The organism is Nocardia sp. bgisy134 (genome assembly GCF_965341865.1).
Classification (GTDB): Bacteria; Actinomycetota; Actinomycetes; order Mycobacteriales; family Mycobacteriaceae; genus Nocardia.
The window spans coordinates 297,560-311,363 of record NZ_CBDQZP010000005.1 but is presented as its reverse complement, the minus strand read 5'-3'; the positions used below and the strand labels follow the sequence as shown (position 1 = coordinate 311,363).

10 protein-coding genes are annotated in these 13,804 nt (G+C 70.1%); 5 read left to right on the top strand and 5 right to left on the bottom strand.

Annotation, left to right across the window (positions count from 1 at the left end; all coding sequences use genetic code 11):
• Positions 1–86: 86 nt before the first annotated feature.
• From ACRWNM_RS12235 to ACRWNM_RS12220, 4 genes are all read right to left on the bottom strand, one after another.
• Complete coding sequence (locus ACRWNM_RS12235; protein WP_431966682.1) at positions 87–1,727, bottom strand: GMC oxidoreductase; 1,641 nt, start codon at positions 1,725–1,727, stop codon at positions 87–89.
• Between the two features lie 82 nt (positions 1,728–1,809).
• Complete coding sequence (locus ACRWNM_RS12230; protein ID WP_431966680.1) at positions 1,810–3,480, bottom strand: alpha/beta hydrolase; 1,671 nt, start codon at positions 3,478–3,480, stop codon at positions 1,810–1,812.
• Positions 3,481–3,576: 96 nt separating this feature from the next.
• Complete coding sequence (locus ACRWNM_RS12225; protein ID WP_431966678.1) at positions 3,577–3,756, bottom strand: DUF1272 domain-containing protein; 180 nt, start codon at positions 3,754–3,756, stop codon at positions 3,577–3,579.
• 44 nt (positions 3,757–3,800) lie between these two features.
• Positions 3,801–4,568 (bottom strand): sulfite exporter TauE/SafE family protein, encoded by a 768-nt coding sequence (locus ACRWNM_RS12220; RefSeq protein ID WP_431966676.1) that lies wholly within the window; start codon positions 4,566–4,568, stop codon positions 3,801–3,803.
• A gap of 267 nt (positions 4,569–4,835) precedes the next feature.
• Here ACRWNM_RS12220 and leuA point away from each other — a divergent pair, with 267 nt between their 5' ends.
• Positions 4,836–6,635: a 2-isopropylmalate synthase gene (gene leuA / locus ACRWNM_RS12215; protein WP_431966674.1), complete on the top strand. Its 1,800-nt coding sequence runs from the start codon at positions 4,836–4,838 to the stop codon at positions 6,633–6,635.
• A gap of 443 nt (positions 6,636–7,078) precedes the next feature.
• Positions 7,079–8,854 (top strand): AAA family ATPase, encoded by a 1,776-nt coding sequence (locus tag ACRWNM_RS12210; protein ID WP_431966672.1) that lies wholly within the window; start codon positions 7,079–7,081, stop codon positions 8,852–8,854.
• 215 nt (positions 8,855–9,069) lie between these two features.
• Here ACRWNM_RS12210 and ACRWNM_RS12205 read toward each other — a convergent pair whose 3' ends face one another.
• Entirely contained in the window at positions 9,070–9,966 is an 897-nt protein-coding gene (locus ACRWNM_RS12205) for a LysR family transcriptional regulator (RefSeq protein ID WP_431966670.1), read from the bottom strand.
• A 121-nt stretch (positions 9,967–10,087) separates the two neighbouring features.
• Between ACRWNM_RS12205 and ACRWNM_RS12200 the strand changes: the two genes are divergently transcribed.
• From ACRWNM_RS12200 to ACRWNM_RS12190, 3 genes are all read left to right on the top strand, one after another.
• Positions 10,088–11,020: an EamA family transporter gene (locus ACRWNM_RS12200; protein ID WP_431966668.1), complete on the top strand. Its 933-nt coding sequence runs from the start codon at positions 10,088–10,090 to the stop codon at positions 11,018–11,020.
• Between the two features lie 291 nt (positions 11,021–11,311).
• A complete protein-coding gene (locus ACRWNM_RS12195) occupies positions 11,312–13,030 on the top strand; it encodes a hydroxysqualene dehydroxylase (protein ID WP_431966666.1) in 1,719 nt (572 codons plus the stop codon).
• Between the two features lie 109 nt (positions 13,031–13,139).
• Positions 13,140–13,772 (top strand): pyridoxamine 5'-phosphate oxidase family protein, encoded by a 633-nt coding sequence (locus ACRWNM_RS12190; RefSeq protein ID WP_431966664.1) that lies wholly within the window; start codon positions 13,140–13,142, stop codon positions 13,770–13,772.
• Positions 13,773–13,804 lie beyond the last annotated feature (32 nt).

The window sequence follows — 13,804 nt, the reverse complement described above, 5'->3', positions numbered from 1 at the left end:
CTTCGACACCGATGGTCCCGCCGAGCGTAATCGGCTTGCTGCCCGAAAACCGCCGACCGGACGCCGTTCTCGGCAAATCCTCGCCCTCAGCGACCGGAACGGATGATCTCCTCGACGTTGCGTTCGGCCAGTGCGGTGATGGTCAGCGAGGGGTTGACCGCGCCCGCGCTGCCCGGCATGGCCGCGCCGTCCATCACGTACAGACCCGGGTAGCCGTGCACCCGGCCGTAGCCGTCGGTCGCCGTGCCGAGCACCGCGCCGCCCAAGGGGTGCGCGGTGAACAACGCGTTCGCGTCGTAGCCGAGAGCGCCGTATTCGACGAGCGCGTCGGCGCGTTCGGCGATGCGGCGATCGACGGCGCGCGCGGCGGAGACCACCTCGTCGCGATTGCGCGTCGACCAGGACAGCCCGACCGAGTTGCTGCCCCGGTCGTAGCCGAAACGGCTGCGCGCCGGATCGAGCACCATGCCGAGCGAGGCGAGCGCGCCCGTCTCGAACGGGATGCCGGGGATGTACCAGTTCTCCAGGGTGACCGGCACGGTCGATTCGTCCATGATGCGGCTGGCGCTCGGCACGCCCTGGCCGTGTCCGGCCACCGAGCTGGCGCCGCGCGCGAGCACCACGTCGCCGTTGGTGCCCCAGCCCTCGCCGACGTGTTCGTTGAGATCCGGCAGCGTTCCCGTGGCCCGTGCCCGGACCAGCAATTCGGAGGTGCCGATCGAGCCCGCGCCGAGGAAGAGCCGGTCGCAGGTGAGCGTGCGCTTGCCGAGCACCTCGCCGGTCGGCGCGAGCTTGCTGACGACGACCGTGTAGCGGCCGCCGTCCTTGCCGATGGAGTCGACCCGGTGCCCAGGGAACACCGCCGACCTTCCGGTGTCCTGCGCGTATCGCAGGTAGTTCTGGTTGAGGTCGAACTTCGCGCCGTTCGAGTTGCCCAGGTTGCTGCGCGCGACGGTGGCCGACTGCCGCATGGCGCCCGCCAGCTCGGCGCGCAGGATGTCCCAGGTGAAGATCGAATCATTGGGCTGGGGCTGGTATCCGGCCTTGCGCACCTGGTCGTCCCAGGCGCGGGAGTGCGCGAACGGCGCGGAGGCGTAGATGTCGGACGGAATCGGGTCCAGCCGCAACATCTGCCGCACCCGCGGGTAGTAGACCCGGTCGAGTTCGTCGTAGGCGACCGAGCCGCGGAAGACCTCGTCGAAGAAGCGCCGCTCCGGCGCGATCATCGCACCGGAGAAGATCACCGAGCCGCCGCCGACCGCCGCGGCTCGCCAGACGTCGATGCCGGGGTACTCGGTGCAGTCGAGCACGCCGCCGAACTTGGCGAAATGCATCGGCACCTTGGTGACGCCCGTGAAATCGGTGCGGTGCCAGAAGCCGCGGCCGTCGGGCAGGTCGTCCCCGGTGAAGATCTCTCGCCACGGGTCGTTCGGCCAGCGCGATCCGCGCTCCAGCACGGTGTTGACGACGCCCGCCTCGGCCAGCCGCAGCGCGGTGACCGCCGCGCCGAAGCCGGAGCCGATCACGATCGCGGGCGAATGCTCGGGTGGATCGGGAAGGGGCGCAAAGATTTCCGGTACCCAATCGCGGAACATCGTGTGCCAGACCGGGTCCGCGGCCGCCGGCCGCGCGTCGAGCGTCGATCCCACAGCGCCGAAAAGCGCTGCCAAACCCGCCGCCTTGAACAAGGCGCGTCTGCGCACCAGGCCACCTCCCTCATCACGCATGGCCGAGCGCAGAATAGCGCGCCTGACCGGGAGTAGGCCATCGACTGTGAAACGTCACTGTCCCCGCGAGCGACGGCGTGGGTCAGGACGCGAACGGCTGCCGATCGGCGGTGCAGGTGGCGCCCGGTGCGGGCAGTTGCAGATCGACGAGATACCGCTCGCGCAGATGCCGCACGCAGTAGCCGCCCGGATTGTGACCGTAACCGTCGGCCACCACGACCAGCCTGGCGTTGACCAACTCCTGCTGCGCGTCCTTGGCGAAGGTCGCCGGCGTCACCGGGTCGAAGCGGTTGTTGAGCAACAGCGCGGGTTTGTCCGAGCCGAGCGTCCACGGACCGGTGTGGCGCTGCGGATAGCCGTCCTCGGGGGCGGGCCACACCGTGCACGGCTGGTGCAGGGCCAGCCAGAACGGGCCGAAAAGCGGTGCGGCGGCGGCGACGTCGTGCGACAGGGCCTGCCAGTCGGCGGGCCGCCAGCCCGCGCTCTGGTCGGCGCAGGTGATCGCGGTGAAGGAGTCGAGGAAGTCGTAGTCGGGCGCGCCCGCCGCCAGGACCTGGCGCACCTTCGCCGGATCGCCCGCCGGGCCGCGCTCCAGTTCGATGAGCAGATCGGCGAGGGCGGGCCAGCCGCGCTCCGGGTCGTAGAGCATCGTCGCGTGCGTCTGCACGACCTGGCTGTAGCGCACCGACAACGCTTGTTCGCCCGCACCGACCGTGATCGGGCCCTGCCGCAGGCGCTCGAGCAGGGCGTCGTCCCTGGCGCGCAACCGATCCGCCGCGGCATCGGCGGGCTGGGTGGTGGTGGTCTGGTCGACCGGCCCGGCGCTACCCGCCTTCTCGGGCCGTTCCGGCGGCGCGGCGGGCCCGGTCAGGTCGGACCGCTCCGAGCCACCGGCGAAGGCGCACTTGGCCTTTCCTGCCACCGCGCACAACCGCAGGAATTCCGCGCGCACCTCGGCGGTGCCCGCCGCCGTGCCGACGACCTCGGCGCGGGCATCGCCGGTGTAGGTCTTCGGGTCGATCAACGAGGTCAGCTGGAGCGCGCGCACCCGCTCACCGAACAGCGCGCCGTACACCTGCCCCAGGTAGCTGGCGTAGGACCCACCCGTGTAGGTCAGCTGCTCCTCGCCGACCGCGCGGCGCAGCAGATCCAAGTCCCTCGCCGCGTCGACCGTGGTGAGGTGCCCGAGCAGCTCGCCGCTGTGCTGCGCGCAGCCCTGCGCGAGGGCCCGCGCGGCCTGCTCGGCGGCGCGTTCCTCGTCGGCGTTCGCGGGCGGGACGAGCGCGGCGTCCCAGAAACGTCGCTGCTGCTCGTCGTCGGCGAAACAGCGCACCGGAGCGCTGCCGCCGATGCCGCGCTGATCGAAGGTCACCACGTCGAAGCGCTCGCTGAGCTCGCCGGACAGCAGCTCGCCTTGGCGCGCCCAGTCGAGACCGGATCCGCCCGGTCCGCCGACCGCGGTGAACAGGGTGCCGATCCGCTGCTCGGCATCGGTGGCGGGCTGCCTGACCACCGCGAGCTCGATGGTCTTGCCCGCGGGTTCGGCGTAGTTCAGCGGCACCGCGGCGCTCGCGCAGTCGAAACCGCGCAGATCGGCGTCCGCGCACGGCTGCCACTCGAGGCGCGGCGTCGGGGCCGCGTCGGCCTGCTGGACCAGTTCGAAGACCTCCGGCGCCCGCTGGGTCCCGGTGCATCCGGTCAGCACCGGCGCCGCCAAGGCGAGCACGATCAGCACGAACTTCCACCTACGCACGCCAACCATCCTGTGCCTCCAGCCCCGCGTGCGTCGTCATCCTCAGTGAGGAATTCCCCCCTGAGATCCCCGGCCTCGCCGCCCGTCCGTGCCCGGTCATCCGGCTGTCCGCCGCGGCCTGGCCACCAGTTCACCCGAACAGTTCGGGCACACGCCGTCCATGGCGTGCCCGCACGCCACGCAGAACGTGCACTCGTAGCTACAGATCACCGCCGGGCCGTCCGCGACGAGCGCCGCGCCGCAGCGCTCGCACGCCGTCCGCATCTCCAGCGCCATGGTTCTCCTGTCGTCGGCGCCGCGTCGGCGCGGGTGTACACGGTTCAGGACGTCAGCAGGCGCACCACCGCGATGCTGCCGACCACCACGATGACGGCGCGCAGCACGTTCGGCGGCATCCGCCTGCCGACGCGCGCGCCCAGCTGCCCGCCGATGATGGAGCCGACCGCGATCATCGCCACGGCCTGCCAGTCCACCTCGGCGACCACGATGAAGATCACCGCGGAGACCGCGTTGACGATGAGCGCGAGCACGTTCTTCACGCCGTTGAGCCGCTGGATGTCATCGTGCACGAAGATGCCGAGCAAACCGATCAGCAGCACGCCCTGCGCGGCGCCGAAGTAGCCGCCGTAGATGCCCGTGGCGTACACCGCCGCGAGCAGGATCGGCCCGCCGTGCTCGGGCACGGCCGCGTCGCCGTTCTCACGTCGCCGCTTCACCCACGCCGCCAGCCGCGGCTGCACCACCACCAGGATCAGCGCGATGATGATCAACACCGGCACGATCGCCTTGAACGCGTCGGCGGGCAGGACGAGCAGCAGCACCGCGCCGGTGATGCCGCCGAGCAGCGAGGCCGTGCCGAGCTGGAGCAACCGGGCGCGCTGGCCCGACAGTTCGCGCCGATAGCCGATCACGCCGCTGATCGAACCCGGCACCAGGCCGATGGTGTTCGAGACGTTCGCGGTCACCGGAGGCAACCCGAAGGCCAGCAGGACCGGGAAAGTGATCAAGGTGCCTGAGCCGACGATGGTGTTGATCCCACCCGCGGCGATGCCCGCCCCGAAGACGGCAAGTAGTTCGAGCCAACTCATCCGATTACGTTCCTTCGACGTCCCGTCGGACCGGCTGGTCCGTACAAGCGTTCAGTTCGTCAGGCACGCTATCGGCAGCCCCGCATACCACGCGCAATCGGACCAGGCTTCCAGCGCCGCGCCGCGACACGGTAAACTCGTCGCCATCATGCAGCGGGCACTTCTTCTCGGCCGCCGCGACGGGGTCTGATCGGACCGGCTCCCGTCGCGGGGTTTCGCCTGCCGGTCGCCCCATAACTGGGAACCCCCAAACCCTGGAGAAATCGCATGTCCCCTGCTGACGCCTTCGTATCCGGCTCACGCACGATCACCGCTCCGAGCAAGGCCACGCCTGCCGACCAGCCCGCCTGGAACGCGCAGAAGAACTCCTCCATGCCGACCTTCCGGTACCGTCCGTTCGCCGAGGAGGTCGAGCCGATCACGCTGCCCGACCGTACCTGGCCGGACAAGATCATCGACCGGGCGCCCGGCTGGTGCGCCGTCGATTTGCGCGACGGCAACCAGGCACTGATCGACCCGATGAGCCCGGCACGCAAGCGCCGCATGTTCGACCTGCTGGTGCGGATGGGCTACAAGGAGATCGAGGTCGGCTTCCCGTCGGCCAGCCAGACCGACTTCGACTTCGTCCGCGAGATCATCGAGGACGGCGCGATCCCGGACGACGTCAGCATCCAGGTGCTGACCCAGTGTCGCCCCGAGCTGATCGAGCGCACCTTCGAGGCCTGCGCGGGCGCGGCCAACGTCATCGTGCACTTCTACAACTCGACCTCCATCCTGCAGCGAAGAGTGGTGTTCCGCGCCGAGCGCGACGCGGTGAAGAAGATCGCCACCGACGCGGCGAAGTTGTGCCTGGAGATCGAGCCGCGCTACCCCGACACCAACTGGCGCTACGAGTACAGCCCGGAGTCCTACACCGGCACCGAGCTGGAGTACGCGCTGGAGGTCTGCGACGCGGTCTCCGAGATCATCGCGCCGACCCCCGAGAAGCCGCTGATCATCAACCTGCCCGCCACCGTCGAGATGGCGACGCCGAACGTCTACGCCGACTCGATCGAGTGGATGAGCCGCAACCTGGCCCGTCGCGAGTCGATCGTGCTGTCGCTGCACCCGCACAACGACCGCGGCACCGCCGTGGCCGCCGCCGAGCTGGGCTACCAGGCGGGCGCCGACCGCATCGAGGGCTGCCTGTTCGGCAACGGTGAGCGGACCGGCAACGTCTGCCTGGTCACGCTGGGCATGAACATGTTCTCCCGAGGCATCGACCCGCAGATCAACTTCTCCGACATCGACGAGATCCGCCGCACCGTCGAGTACTGCAACCAGCTGCCCGTGCACGAGCGCCACCCGTACGGCGGCGACCTGGTCTACACCGCGTTCTCCGGCAGCCACCAGGACGCCATCAACAAGGGCCTGGACGCGATGAAGGCCGTGGCCGACGCACAGAACGCCGACGTCTCCGACATCGTGTGGGAGGTGCCCTACCTGCCGATCGACCCGAAGGACGTCGGGCGCACGTACGAGGCGGTCATCCGGGTCAACTCGCAGTCCGGCAAGGGCGGCGTCGCCTACATCATGAAGACCGATCACGGCCTGGCGCTGCCGCGCCGCCTGCAGATCGAGTTCTCCCAGGCGATCCAGCGGATCACCGACGGCGAGGGCGGCGAGGTCACGCCGAAGGAGATGTGGGGCGTCTTCCACGAGGAGTACCTGGCCCCGATCCGGCCGCTGGAGCGGATGCGCCAGCGGGTCACCGCGTCGGAGACCGACGGCGGCGTCGACTCCATCACCGCGACGGTGAAGGTGGACGGCGTCGAACACGAGGTCACCGGCAACGGCAACGGACCGCTCGCCGCGTTCGTGGACGCCATCTCCACCGTCGGCTACGACGTACGGGTGCTGGACTACTCCGAGCACGCCATGTCGGCGGGCGACGACGCGCAGGCCGCCGCCTACGTGGAATGCGCGGTCGGCGACAAGGTGGTCTGGGGCGTCGGCATCGCCACCTCCATCACCACCGCCTCGCTGCGCGCGGTCGTGTCCGCGGTCAACCGCGCCGCCGCGAACTGACGCGTCCGATGTGGCCGGGGTGTACGGACCCCGGCCACATCACCAGCGCCACTGGATGTGGTCTTCGAGGAAGTCCAGGGAATCAGCACCTCGGCCTGCTCGCACGACCACCGGTCCAGCGCGGCAGCTCGATTCGCTCTGTCGAGCTCGTCCGGATCGTCCGCGTGCAGCCGCGCCGTTGCCCACGGCCTCTCGTAGCCGTACCGGACGATCGTGGCGAAAGGCTCGCCGTCACAGCGCAGTAGCATCGGCGCCTCGAAGGTCATTGCGCCAGGGTAGGGCCGCCGCGGGAGCTGGGCACAGCCTGCGCGGAGGTTTGCTCACCTGCTAGCGTTGGTTTGCATTCAAGCGCCGAGCTCTCTGCTCGATCCCGAGCAGATGGGGGAACTGTGACACACAACGACCACAATCCGACCTCTCCGCCCTGGCTGCAGAGTCATTCGGTGGATACGGCCGCAGTCACTGCCGAACCCTCCGGATCGCATGTGGCGCAGGACGAAACCAACGAGCAACCCACCGAGGCTCCCGAAAAGGACACTGCGGCAGCGCAGGAAGTCCCCTCGGGCAAGGAGCCCGAAGAGCAGGCCGACACCGCGCAGGAACCGGGGCAGCCCACCGGCTTTCCAGCTGCGGCGGGGCCGAGCGACCCCACCGGCGTGTACCCGCAGCCCGTCGCCCCGCCCGGCTACGGTCCCGTCGAGGGCTTCGCGCCGCCCGCGCCGCCCGCACCGCCGGAGTCGTACGGTCCGTTCAGCACCGGCCAGTTCACGCCGCAGGGCCCCGCTCCCTACCAGGGTGGGCCGTATCAGCCCGGCCCCGAACACCTTCCGCCGCCGCCCGGCCCCGACCGGCAGGGCGCGCCGTACGGCGAGTACCGCCAGGAGATCGGCCCGGACGGCCTGGTCAGGCGCGTTCCGCAGGGCGGAGCGCCGGAAGCCGGTGCGGCACAGGATCAACCGAACGGCCCGATCTACAGCTGGGCGCCGCCGCCCATGCCGGTCCAGCCGCCGCAGCCGATGTACCAGGAGCCGCCCGCGCCCATGGGTCAGCCGCCGCTCGGCCCGACGCCGCCCGGGGTCACCGGCCCCGGACAGATTCCGCCGGGAGTCACCGGCCCTGGACAGATTCCGCCCGGGCTGACCGGTCCCGGACAGATTCCGCCCGGGCTGACCGGCCCCGGCCAGCAGTGGCAGGGCGGTCCGCCCCCGCAGCAGGCGCAGCATCAGCCGTTCCAGCCGCAGCACGTGCCGCAGCCGGGCCAGCCCGGTCACTCGGTCAACGACCTCAACCTGCTGAAGCGGGCCCGCCGGGCGCCGCGCAGCGGGTGGCGTCGCGCCGTCCACAAGGCCTCCGGCGGCATGATCAATCCGGGCGAATCCGCGGCGGACGTCGTCTTCCGCGATCTCGTCGACCGGGTGAATCAGCCGGTGCGCGGCGACTATCGGATCGCGATCCTCTCGCTCAAGGGCGGCGTCGGCAAGACCACCACCACGGTCGGTCTCGGCTCCACCTTCTCCTCGCTGCGCGGTGACCGGGTGATCGCGATCGACGCCAACCCCGACCTCGGCACGCTGGCGCATCGAGTGCCGCGGCAGACCCGCTCCACCGTCCGCAACCTGCTCGAAGACCAGCAGATCTCCAGGTACTCCGACGTCAGGGCGCACACCTCACAGGCCCCGAGCCGTCTGGAAGTGCTTGCGTCCGAACAGGACCCTGCCGTGTCCGAGGCGTTCAGCGAAGCCGATTACCGCAAGGCGATCGGCATCCTTCAGTCGTTCTACAACATCATCCTCACCGACTGCGGCACCGGTCTGATGCACTCGGCCATGGCGGGCGTGCTCGACATGGCCAGCTCGCTGGTGCTGGTGACCTCCCCCGCCATCGACGGCGCGCGCAGCGCCTCGGCCACGCTGGACTGGCTCGACCACCACGGCTACGGCAAGCTCGTCGAGCGCACCGTGGTGGTGGTCAACGCCTCGCGCCGCGGCGCCTCCACCGTCGACCTGGATCAGCTGCGCAAGCTGTTCCTCGACCGCACCCGCGCGGTACAGGTGGTGCCCTTCGACGATCACCTCGCCGAAGGCGCCGAGATCGACCTGGAGCTGGTCAGCAAGCCGACCCGGCGGGCCCTGCTCGAGCTGGCCGCGATGGTGGCCGACGATTTCGGATACATCGGCGCCCAGCAGTACCAGCACCCGGGACCGATGGGGTTTCGCTGAGCGAAAGTCGCGGCCCGGCAGTCGAACTCGCCGGGCCATGGTCGTTTCTCGGCGCGGCCTGAAGCGAACCGCACGGACGGTGACACGGTCCCGCAGACCCGCTCCCGGAGACCCGCTCGCACAGGCCCGCTCGCGCGGGCTGGCTTGCGCGGGACGGCCTGCGCGGGACGGCCTGCGCGGGACGGCCTGCGCTGCCGCGGCCACACTCCCGGCTGCTACTCCGCGGTGATTTGCTCCGCCGCGGCGCGAAAAGCCGCTAGCACGGTGGCGATCGCGGGCCGTCGCTCGGCGTGCGGACGGGTGACCAGGTCGTAGTTGCGAGCGGCCCGCACACCGGCGAGCCGCAGCACCGCGAGATCCGGGTGCGCGACCGCGAAGCGTGGCATCAGCGCGACGCCGTAGCCGGACGCCACCAGCGTCTCGATGACGCGAAAGTCGTTGAGCCGCTGCGCTATGCGCGGCTGCACCCCGGTCACGGTGGCGATCGATTCGAGCACGTCGTCCACCGGGAAGCCGCCGCGCACGCTCAGCCAGGTCTCCTCGGCGAGCTCGGCCGGGGTCACCGAGGACTGCCCGGCCAGCCGGTGCGTCGGCGCGACCACCACGTCGATGGGCTCGCGCATGAGGAAGCGTGTGGCGATGCGCGGCCCGGCGACCGATCCGGAACGCTCGTCGCGGTGGGTCAGCACGATGTCGTAGTCGGCGAGCAGGCGCGGCACGCCGCTCGGCGGCACGTCCTCGTCGCGGGCGACGACATCGACATCGCTGCCCGCCAGCGCCGGAAGCACCAGTGGCAGCAGCAAAGCGGCGCCGGACGGGAACAGCGCGACGCGCACCCGCCCGCGCGGGGAGCCGCGGTAGTGCGCCATCTCCGCCACCGCCCGGTCCACGGCGGCGAGGACCTCGTCGGCGCGAACCACCAGTGCCTGCCCGGCATCGGTGAGCCGGATGCGGCGGCCGTCCGGTTCCAGCAGCGCGACACCGGCCTCCTTGGCCAGCGTCTTCAGTTGCTGGGAGACCGCCGACGGCGTCATGGAGAGCGCCTCCGCCACGGCCGAAATGGTGCCGCGGTCGGCGAATTCGCGCAGCACCCGCAGCCGGTCCACGGACATCGGCGGACCTTGCGGCTCGATAGGCACCGGCGCACCCCTTCCCAAACATGAAGTATTTCTACATTATCAGTGCAGTTTTATTCGATTGTGCTGATGCTTTTCGGGCTCGACCATGGTGTGCGTGACCAACCGCGACCGCCTGTTCGGCCTCACCGTCGTCCTGCTCTGGGGCCTGAACTTCATCGCCATCCGGGTCGGCCTCGACCACTTCCCGCCACTGTTCTTCGCGGCCCTGCGCTTCGCGGTGCTCGCGGTGCCGGTACTGATGTTCGTGCCGCGCCCGAACGTGCCGCCGCGCTGGTTGCTGTTGTACGGGACGGGTTTCGGCGTGCTGCAGTTCGCGTTCCTGTTCACCGCCATGCGCGCGGGCATGCCGACCGGGCTCGCTTCGCTGGTGCTGCAATCCTCCGCACCGTTCACGGTGGTGCTCGGCGCGCTGCTGCTCGGCGAGCGGTTGCGTCCGATCCAGCTGAGCGGCTTGTTCGTCGCGGTGGCCGGGATCGTGGTGATCGGCGCCGACCGCATGCACGTCGCTCCGCTGCTGCCGCTGCTGCTGACCCTGGCGGGCGGACTGGGCTGGGCCTTCGGCAATATCGGCTCCCGGTTGGCCGCGGCCGAGGGCGGCGTCAACCCACTGCACCTGACGCTGTGGATGACGGTGGTGCCGCCGCTGCCGCTGTTCGCCCTGTCCGCGCTCACCGAGGGACCCGCGACAGGGTGGCGGGCGCTGGCCGACATCGCGTCGCCGACCGGGTGGCCCGCCCTGATCGGCTTGGCGTACATCGTCGCGCTGGGCACTGTCGCGGGTTCGGGGCTGTGGACATTCCTGATGAGCCGCTACCCCGCGGGTGCAGTCGCGCCGTTGTCGCTGCTGGTCCCGGTCGTCGGAATCGCCGCGGCCTGGGCATTACTGGACGAGACGCCCACCGCCTGGCAGTTGATCGGCGGTGCGATCGTGATCGCGGGCGCGTTCGTCGCCACCACCGGCGGCGGCGCGCCGAAGGCCGGGAAGGCGGTCGCGCCGGATCGGGTCGCCGAACCGGCGTTGCGCTGAGGGGCCGCCCGAGTGGGGTTCGCCCGAGTGCGAGTCTGCGAATTGCGAGTTTCGGGAAGTAGCTCGCACCGCGCGCGGGCGGCGGTACTCTCGGGGCGCTGTACTCCACGCGGCGAGATTCGATACCGGCCGCGACCGGCGGCGGCAGGGGCGGGTGGGATGGTCCCGAGCAGGCGCTTTACAGTGAGTCCGGCGGTGAAGGTAGGGTCCGAAAGCTAGGCAGCAGAGTCGCGCATGGCAGAAAAGCGATGGGCCGTCTCGCGAAGAACGATGCTTCGCGGCACGGTGGCAATGGGGGTTTCGACGGCGGGAGCGCTGTCGGCCGGTGGGCTGAGACCCGCGCCCGCCTCGGGCGCTCCGAACGGCAGGCGCGTGGCGGTGCTCGGCGGCGGGGTCGCGGGCCTCACCGCGGCACATGAGCTGGCCGAACGCGGATTCCAGGTCACCGTCTACGAGAGACGCGCGCTCGGCGGCAAGGCGCGCAGCATCCCGGTGCCAGCCACCGGATCCGGCGGACGTCCCGATCTACCCGGCGAACACGGCTTCCGCTTCTTTCCCGGCTTCTACCAACACATTCCGGACACCATGCGCCGGATTCCAGTCGCGGGCAACGCCGATGGCGTGTGGAACAACCTGATCGGAATGCCCGAGGCGCGCATGTCCCGCCGCGGCGGTGACGACTTCCGTGTTCCGCTCGGCTTCCGCGCCAAACCTGTCAGTCCCAGTCCGGAGGACTTCCGCGAGACCGTCGGCGCGGCCATCGCGACCGCGCTGAAAATGACCCCCGCCGAAGGACTTTTCTTCGCCAACCGGCTGCTGGTGTTCAACACCAGTTGCGACGCACGCCGTTTCGGCCAGTGGGAGCGGATGGCCTGGCGCGATTTCGTCGGCGCCCACGACCGTTCCCACGAATTCCGCGCGCTGATCTCGCGCACGCTGACCAGCATCATGGTCGCCGCCAAGGACAACCTCGCCAGTGTGCGCACCATCGGCAACATGGGCGAGCAGTTCCTCGGCAATCCGTTCGAGATCGGCAACGACGGCGCGCTGGACCGGGTGCTGAACGGACCGACCAATTCAGCGTGGATCGAGCCGTGGACGGCGTTGCTGCGCGAGCTCGGCGTCGAGTTCGCGGTGGGTGCGGAGGTACGCGGGCTGGAAGTACGCGATCGGCGCATCTCTGGCGCTCGCATCGTCGACGCCGGCGGCAGCCGCACCGTCGAGGCCGATTACTTCGTGGTGGCGCTGGCCGCCGAGCAGGCCCGCGCGCTGTGGTCGCCGGACGTGCTCGCGGTGCGCCCCGAGCTGGCCGCGATGGACGGGCTGTTCGTGGACTGGATGACCGGCATGCAGTTCTACCTGCGCAGACCGGCCGAGATATCCAAGGGCCACACCGCCTACATCGACGCGCCGTGGTCGCTCACCTCGATCAGCCAGAACCAGCTGTGGACGCGCAAGCTCGCCGAATTCGGCGACGGCACCGTGCAGGACTGCCTCTCGGTCGACATCTCCGACTGGAACACCCCCGGCATCCTGTACGGCAAACCCGCCAAAGAGTGCACGCACGAGGAGATCGCGCGCGAGGTGTGGGCGCAGTTGCAGGCCCATCTCAACGACCGCGGCGAAGAGCTGCGCGACGCCGATCTGCACTCCTGGTTCCTCGACCCCGCGATCGTCTGGCAGTCCGACCAGCGCCGCAACACCAACGCCGACCCGCTGCTGATCAACACCGCCGGATCGTGGGACTACCGCCCCGAACCGCACGGCGACCTGGAAAACCTGTTCCTCGCAGGCGATTACGTGCGCACCAACGTCGACCTGGCCACCATGGAGGGCGCCAACGAATCGGCGCGCGCCGCGGTGAACGCGCTACTCGACGTGGCGGGCTCGGACGCGCCGCGGTGCCGGATGTACACGCTGTACCGGGCCACGGACCTGGAACCGTTGCGGCGCATGGACGCCGACCGGTACGCGGCCGGCCAGCCGAACCTGTTCGACGTGCAGTTCTGACGGCATCCCGCGCGAGCCTGCCGGTGGGCTTCGGCGGCTGTGACGGATCTCCCTGCCGTGGTTCGATATTCCGTCGCCCACGCCCCGGCGGCGGTGCTTCAATCGAAAGATGGGCGAGACCACGGAGATCACCGACCCCGCCGACCTGCGCGCACTGCTCGGCGCGGTGATGCCGCGCGCGGCGACCAAGGAGCGCGTCGCGCTGCACCCCCGCGACCGCGAGTGGATCGCCAACTCCCCTTTCCTGGTGATGAGCACCGGCGACGCCGACGGCAACTGCGACGCCTCGCCCAAGGGCGACCCGGCGGGTTTCGTGAAGGTGCTCGACGACCACACCATCGCCATCCCGGAGCGCCCCGGCAACCGCAGAGCCGACGGCTACCTCAACATCCTGTCCAACCCGCACGTCGGCCTGCTGTTCCTGATCCCGGGCCGCCGCGAAACCCTGCGCATCAACGGCCGCGCCCGGCTGGTTCGCGACGCCGCGTACTTCGACGACATGGTGGTCAAGGGCCACCGCCCGATCCTCGCCGTCGAGGTCGCCGTCGACCAGATCTTCTTCCACTGCGCCAAGGCGTTCATCCGCAGCCACCTGTGGGAGCCGAAGGAGTGGGCCGCCGACACGTTGCCCAGCGCCGCGTGCCTGGTCAAAGAGGTGCAGGCGGATGTCACGGAGACGGTCGAGGAGTTGGAGCGGTACTACTCGCCGGAGAATTACGCGACCAAGTTGTACCGGGACTGATCCGGGCCAGCGGGCTCCCCCACGCGGTCTAC

Coding starts and splice junctions, on each gene's coding strand:
- ACRWNM_RS12235 (WP_431966682.1), bottom strand. CDS start 1,727: ATGCGTGATGAGGGAGGTGGCCTGGTGCGCAGACGCGCCTTGTTCAAG.
- ACRWNM_RS12225 (WP_431966678.1), bottom strand. CDS start 3,756: ATGGCGCTGGAGATGCGGACGGCGTGCGAGCGCTGCGGCGCGGCGCTC.
- ACRWNM_RS12190 (WP_431966664.1), top strand. CDS start 13,140: ATGGGCGAGACCACGGAGATCACCGACCCCGCCGACCTGCGCGCACTG.
- leuA (WP_431966674.1), top strand. CDS start 4,836: ATGTCCCCTGCTGACGCCTTCGTATCCGGCTCACGCACGATCACCGCT.
- ACRWNM_RS12220 (WP_431966676.1), bottom strand. CDS start 4,568: ATGAGTTGGCTCGAACTACTTGCCGTCTTCGGGGCGGGCATCGCCGCG.
- ACRWNM_RS12205 (WP_431966670.1), bottom strand. CDS start 9,966: ATGTCCGTGGACCGGCTGCGGGTGCTGCGCGAATTCGCCGACCGCGGC.
- ACRWNM_RS12195 (WP_431966666.1), top strand. CDS start 11,312: ATGGGGGTTTCGACGGCGGGAGCGCTGTCGGCCGGTGGGCTGAGACCC.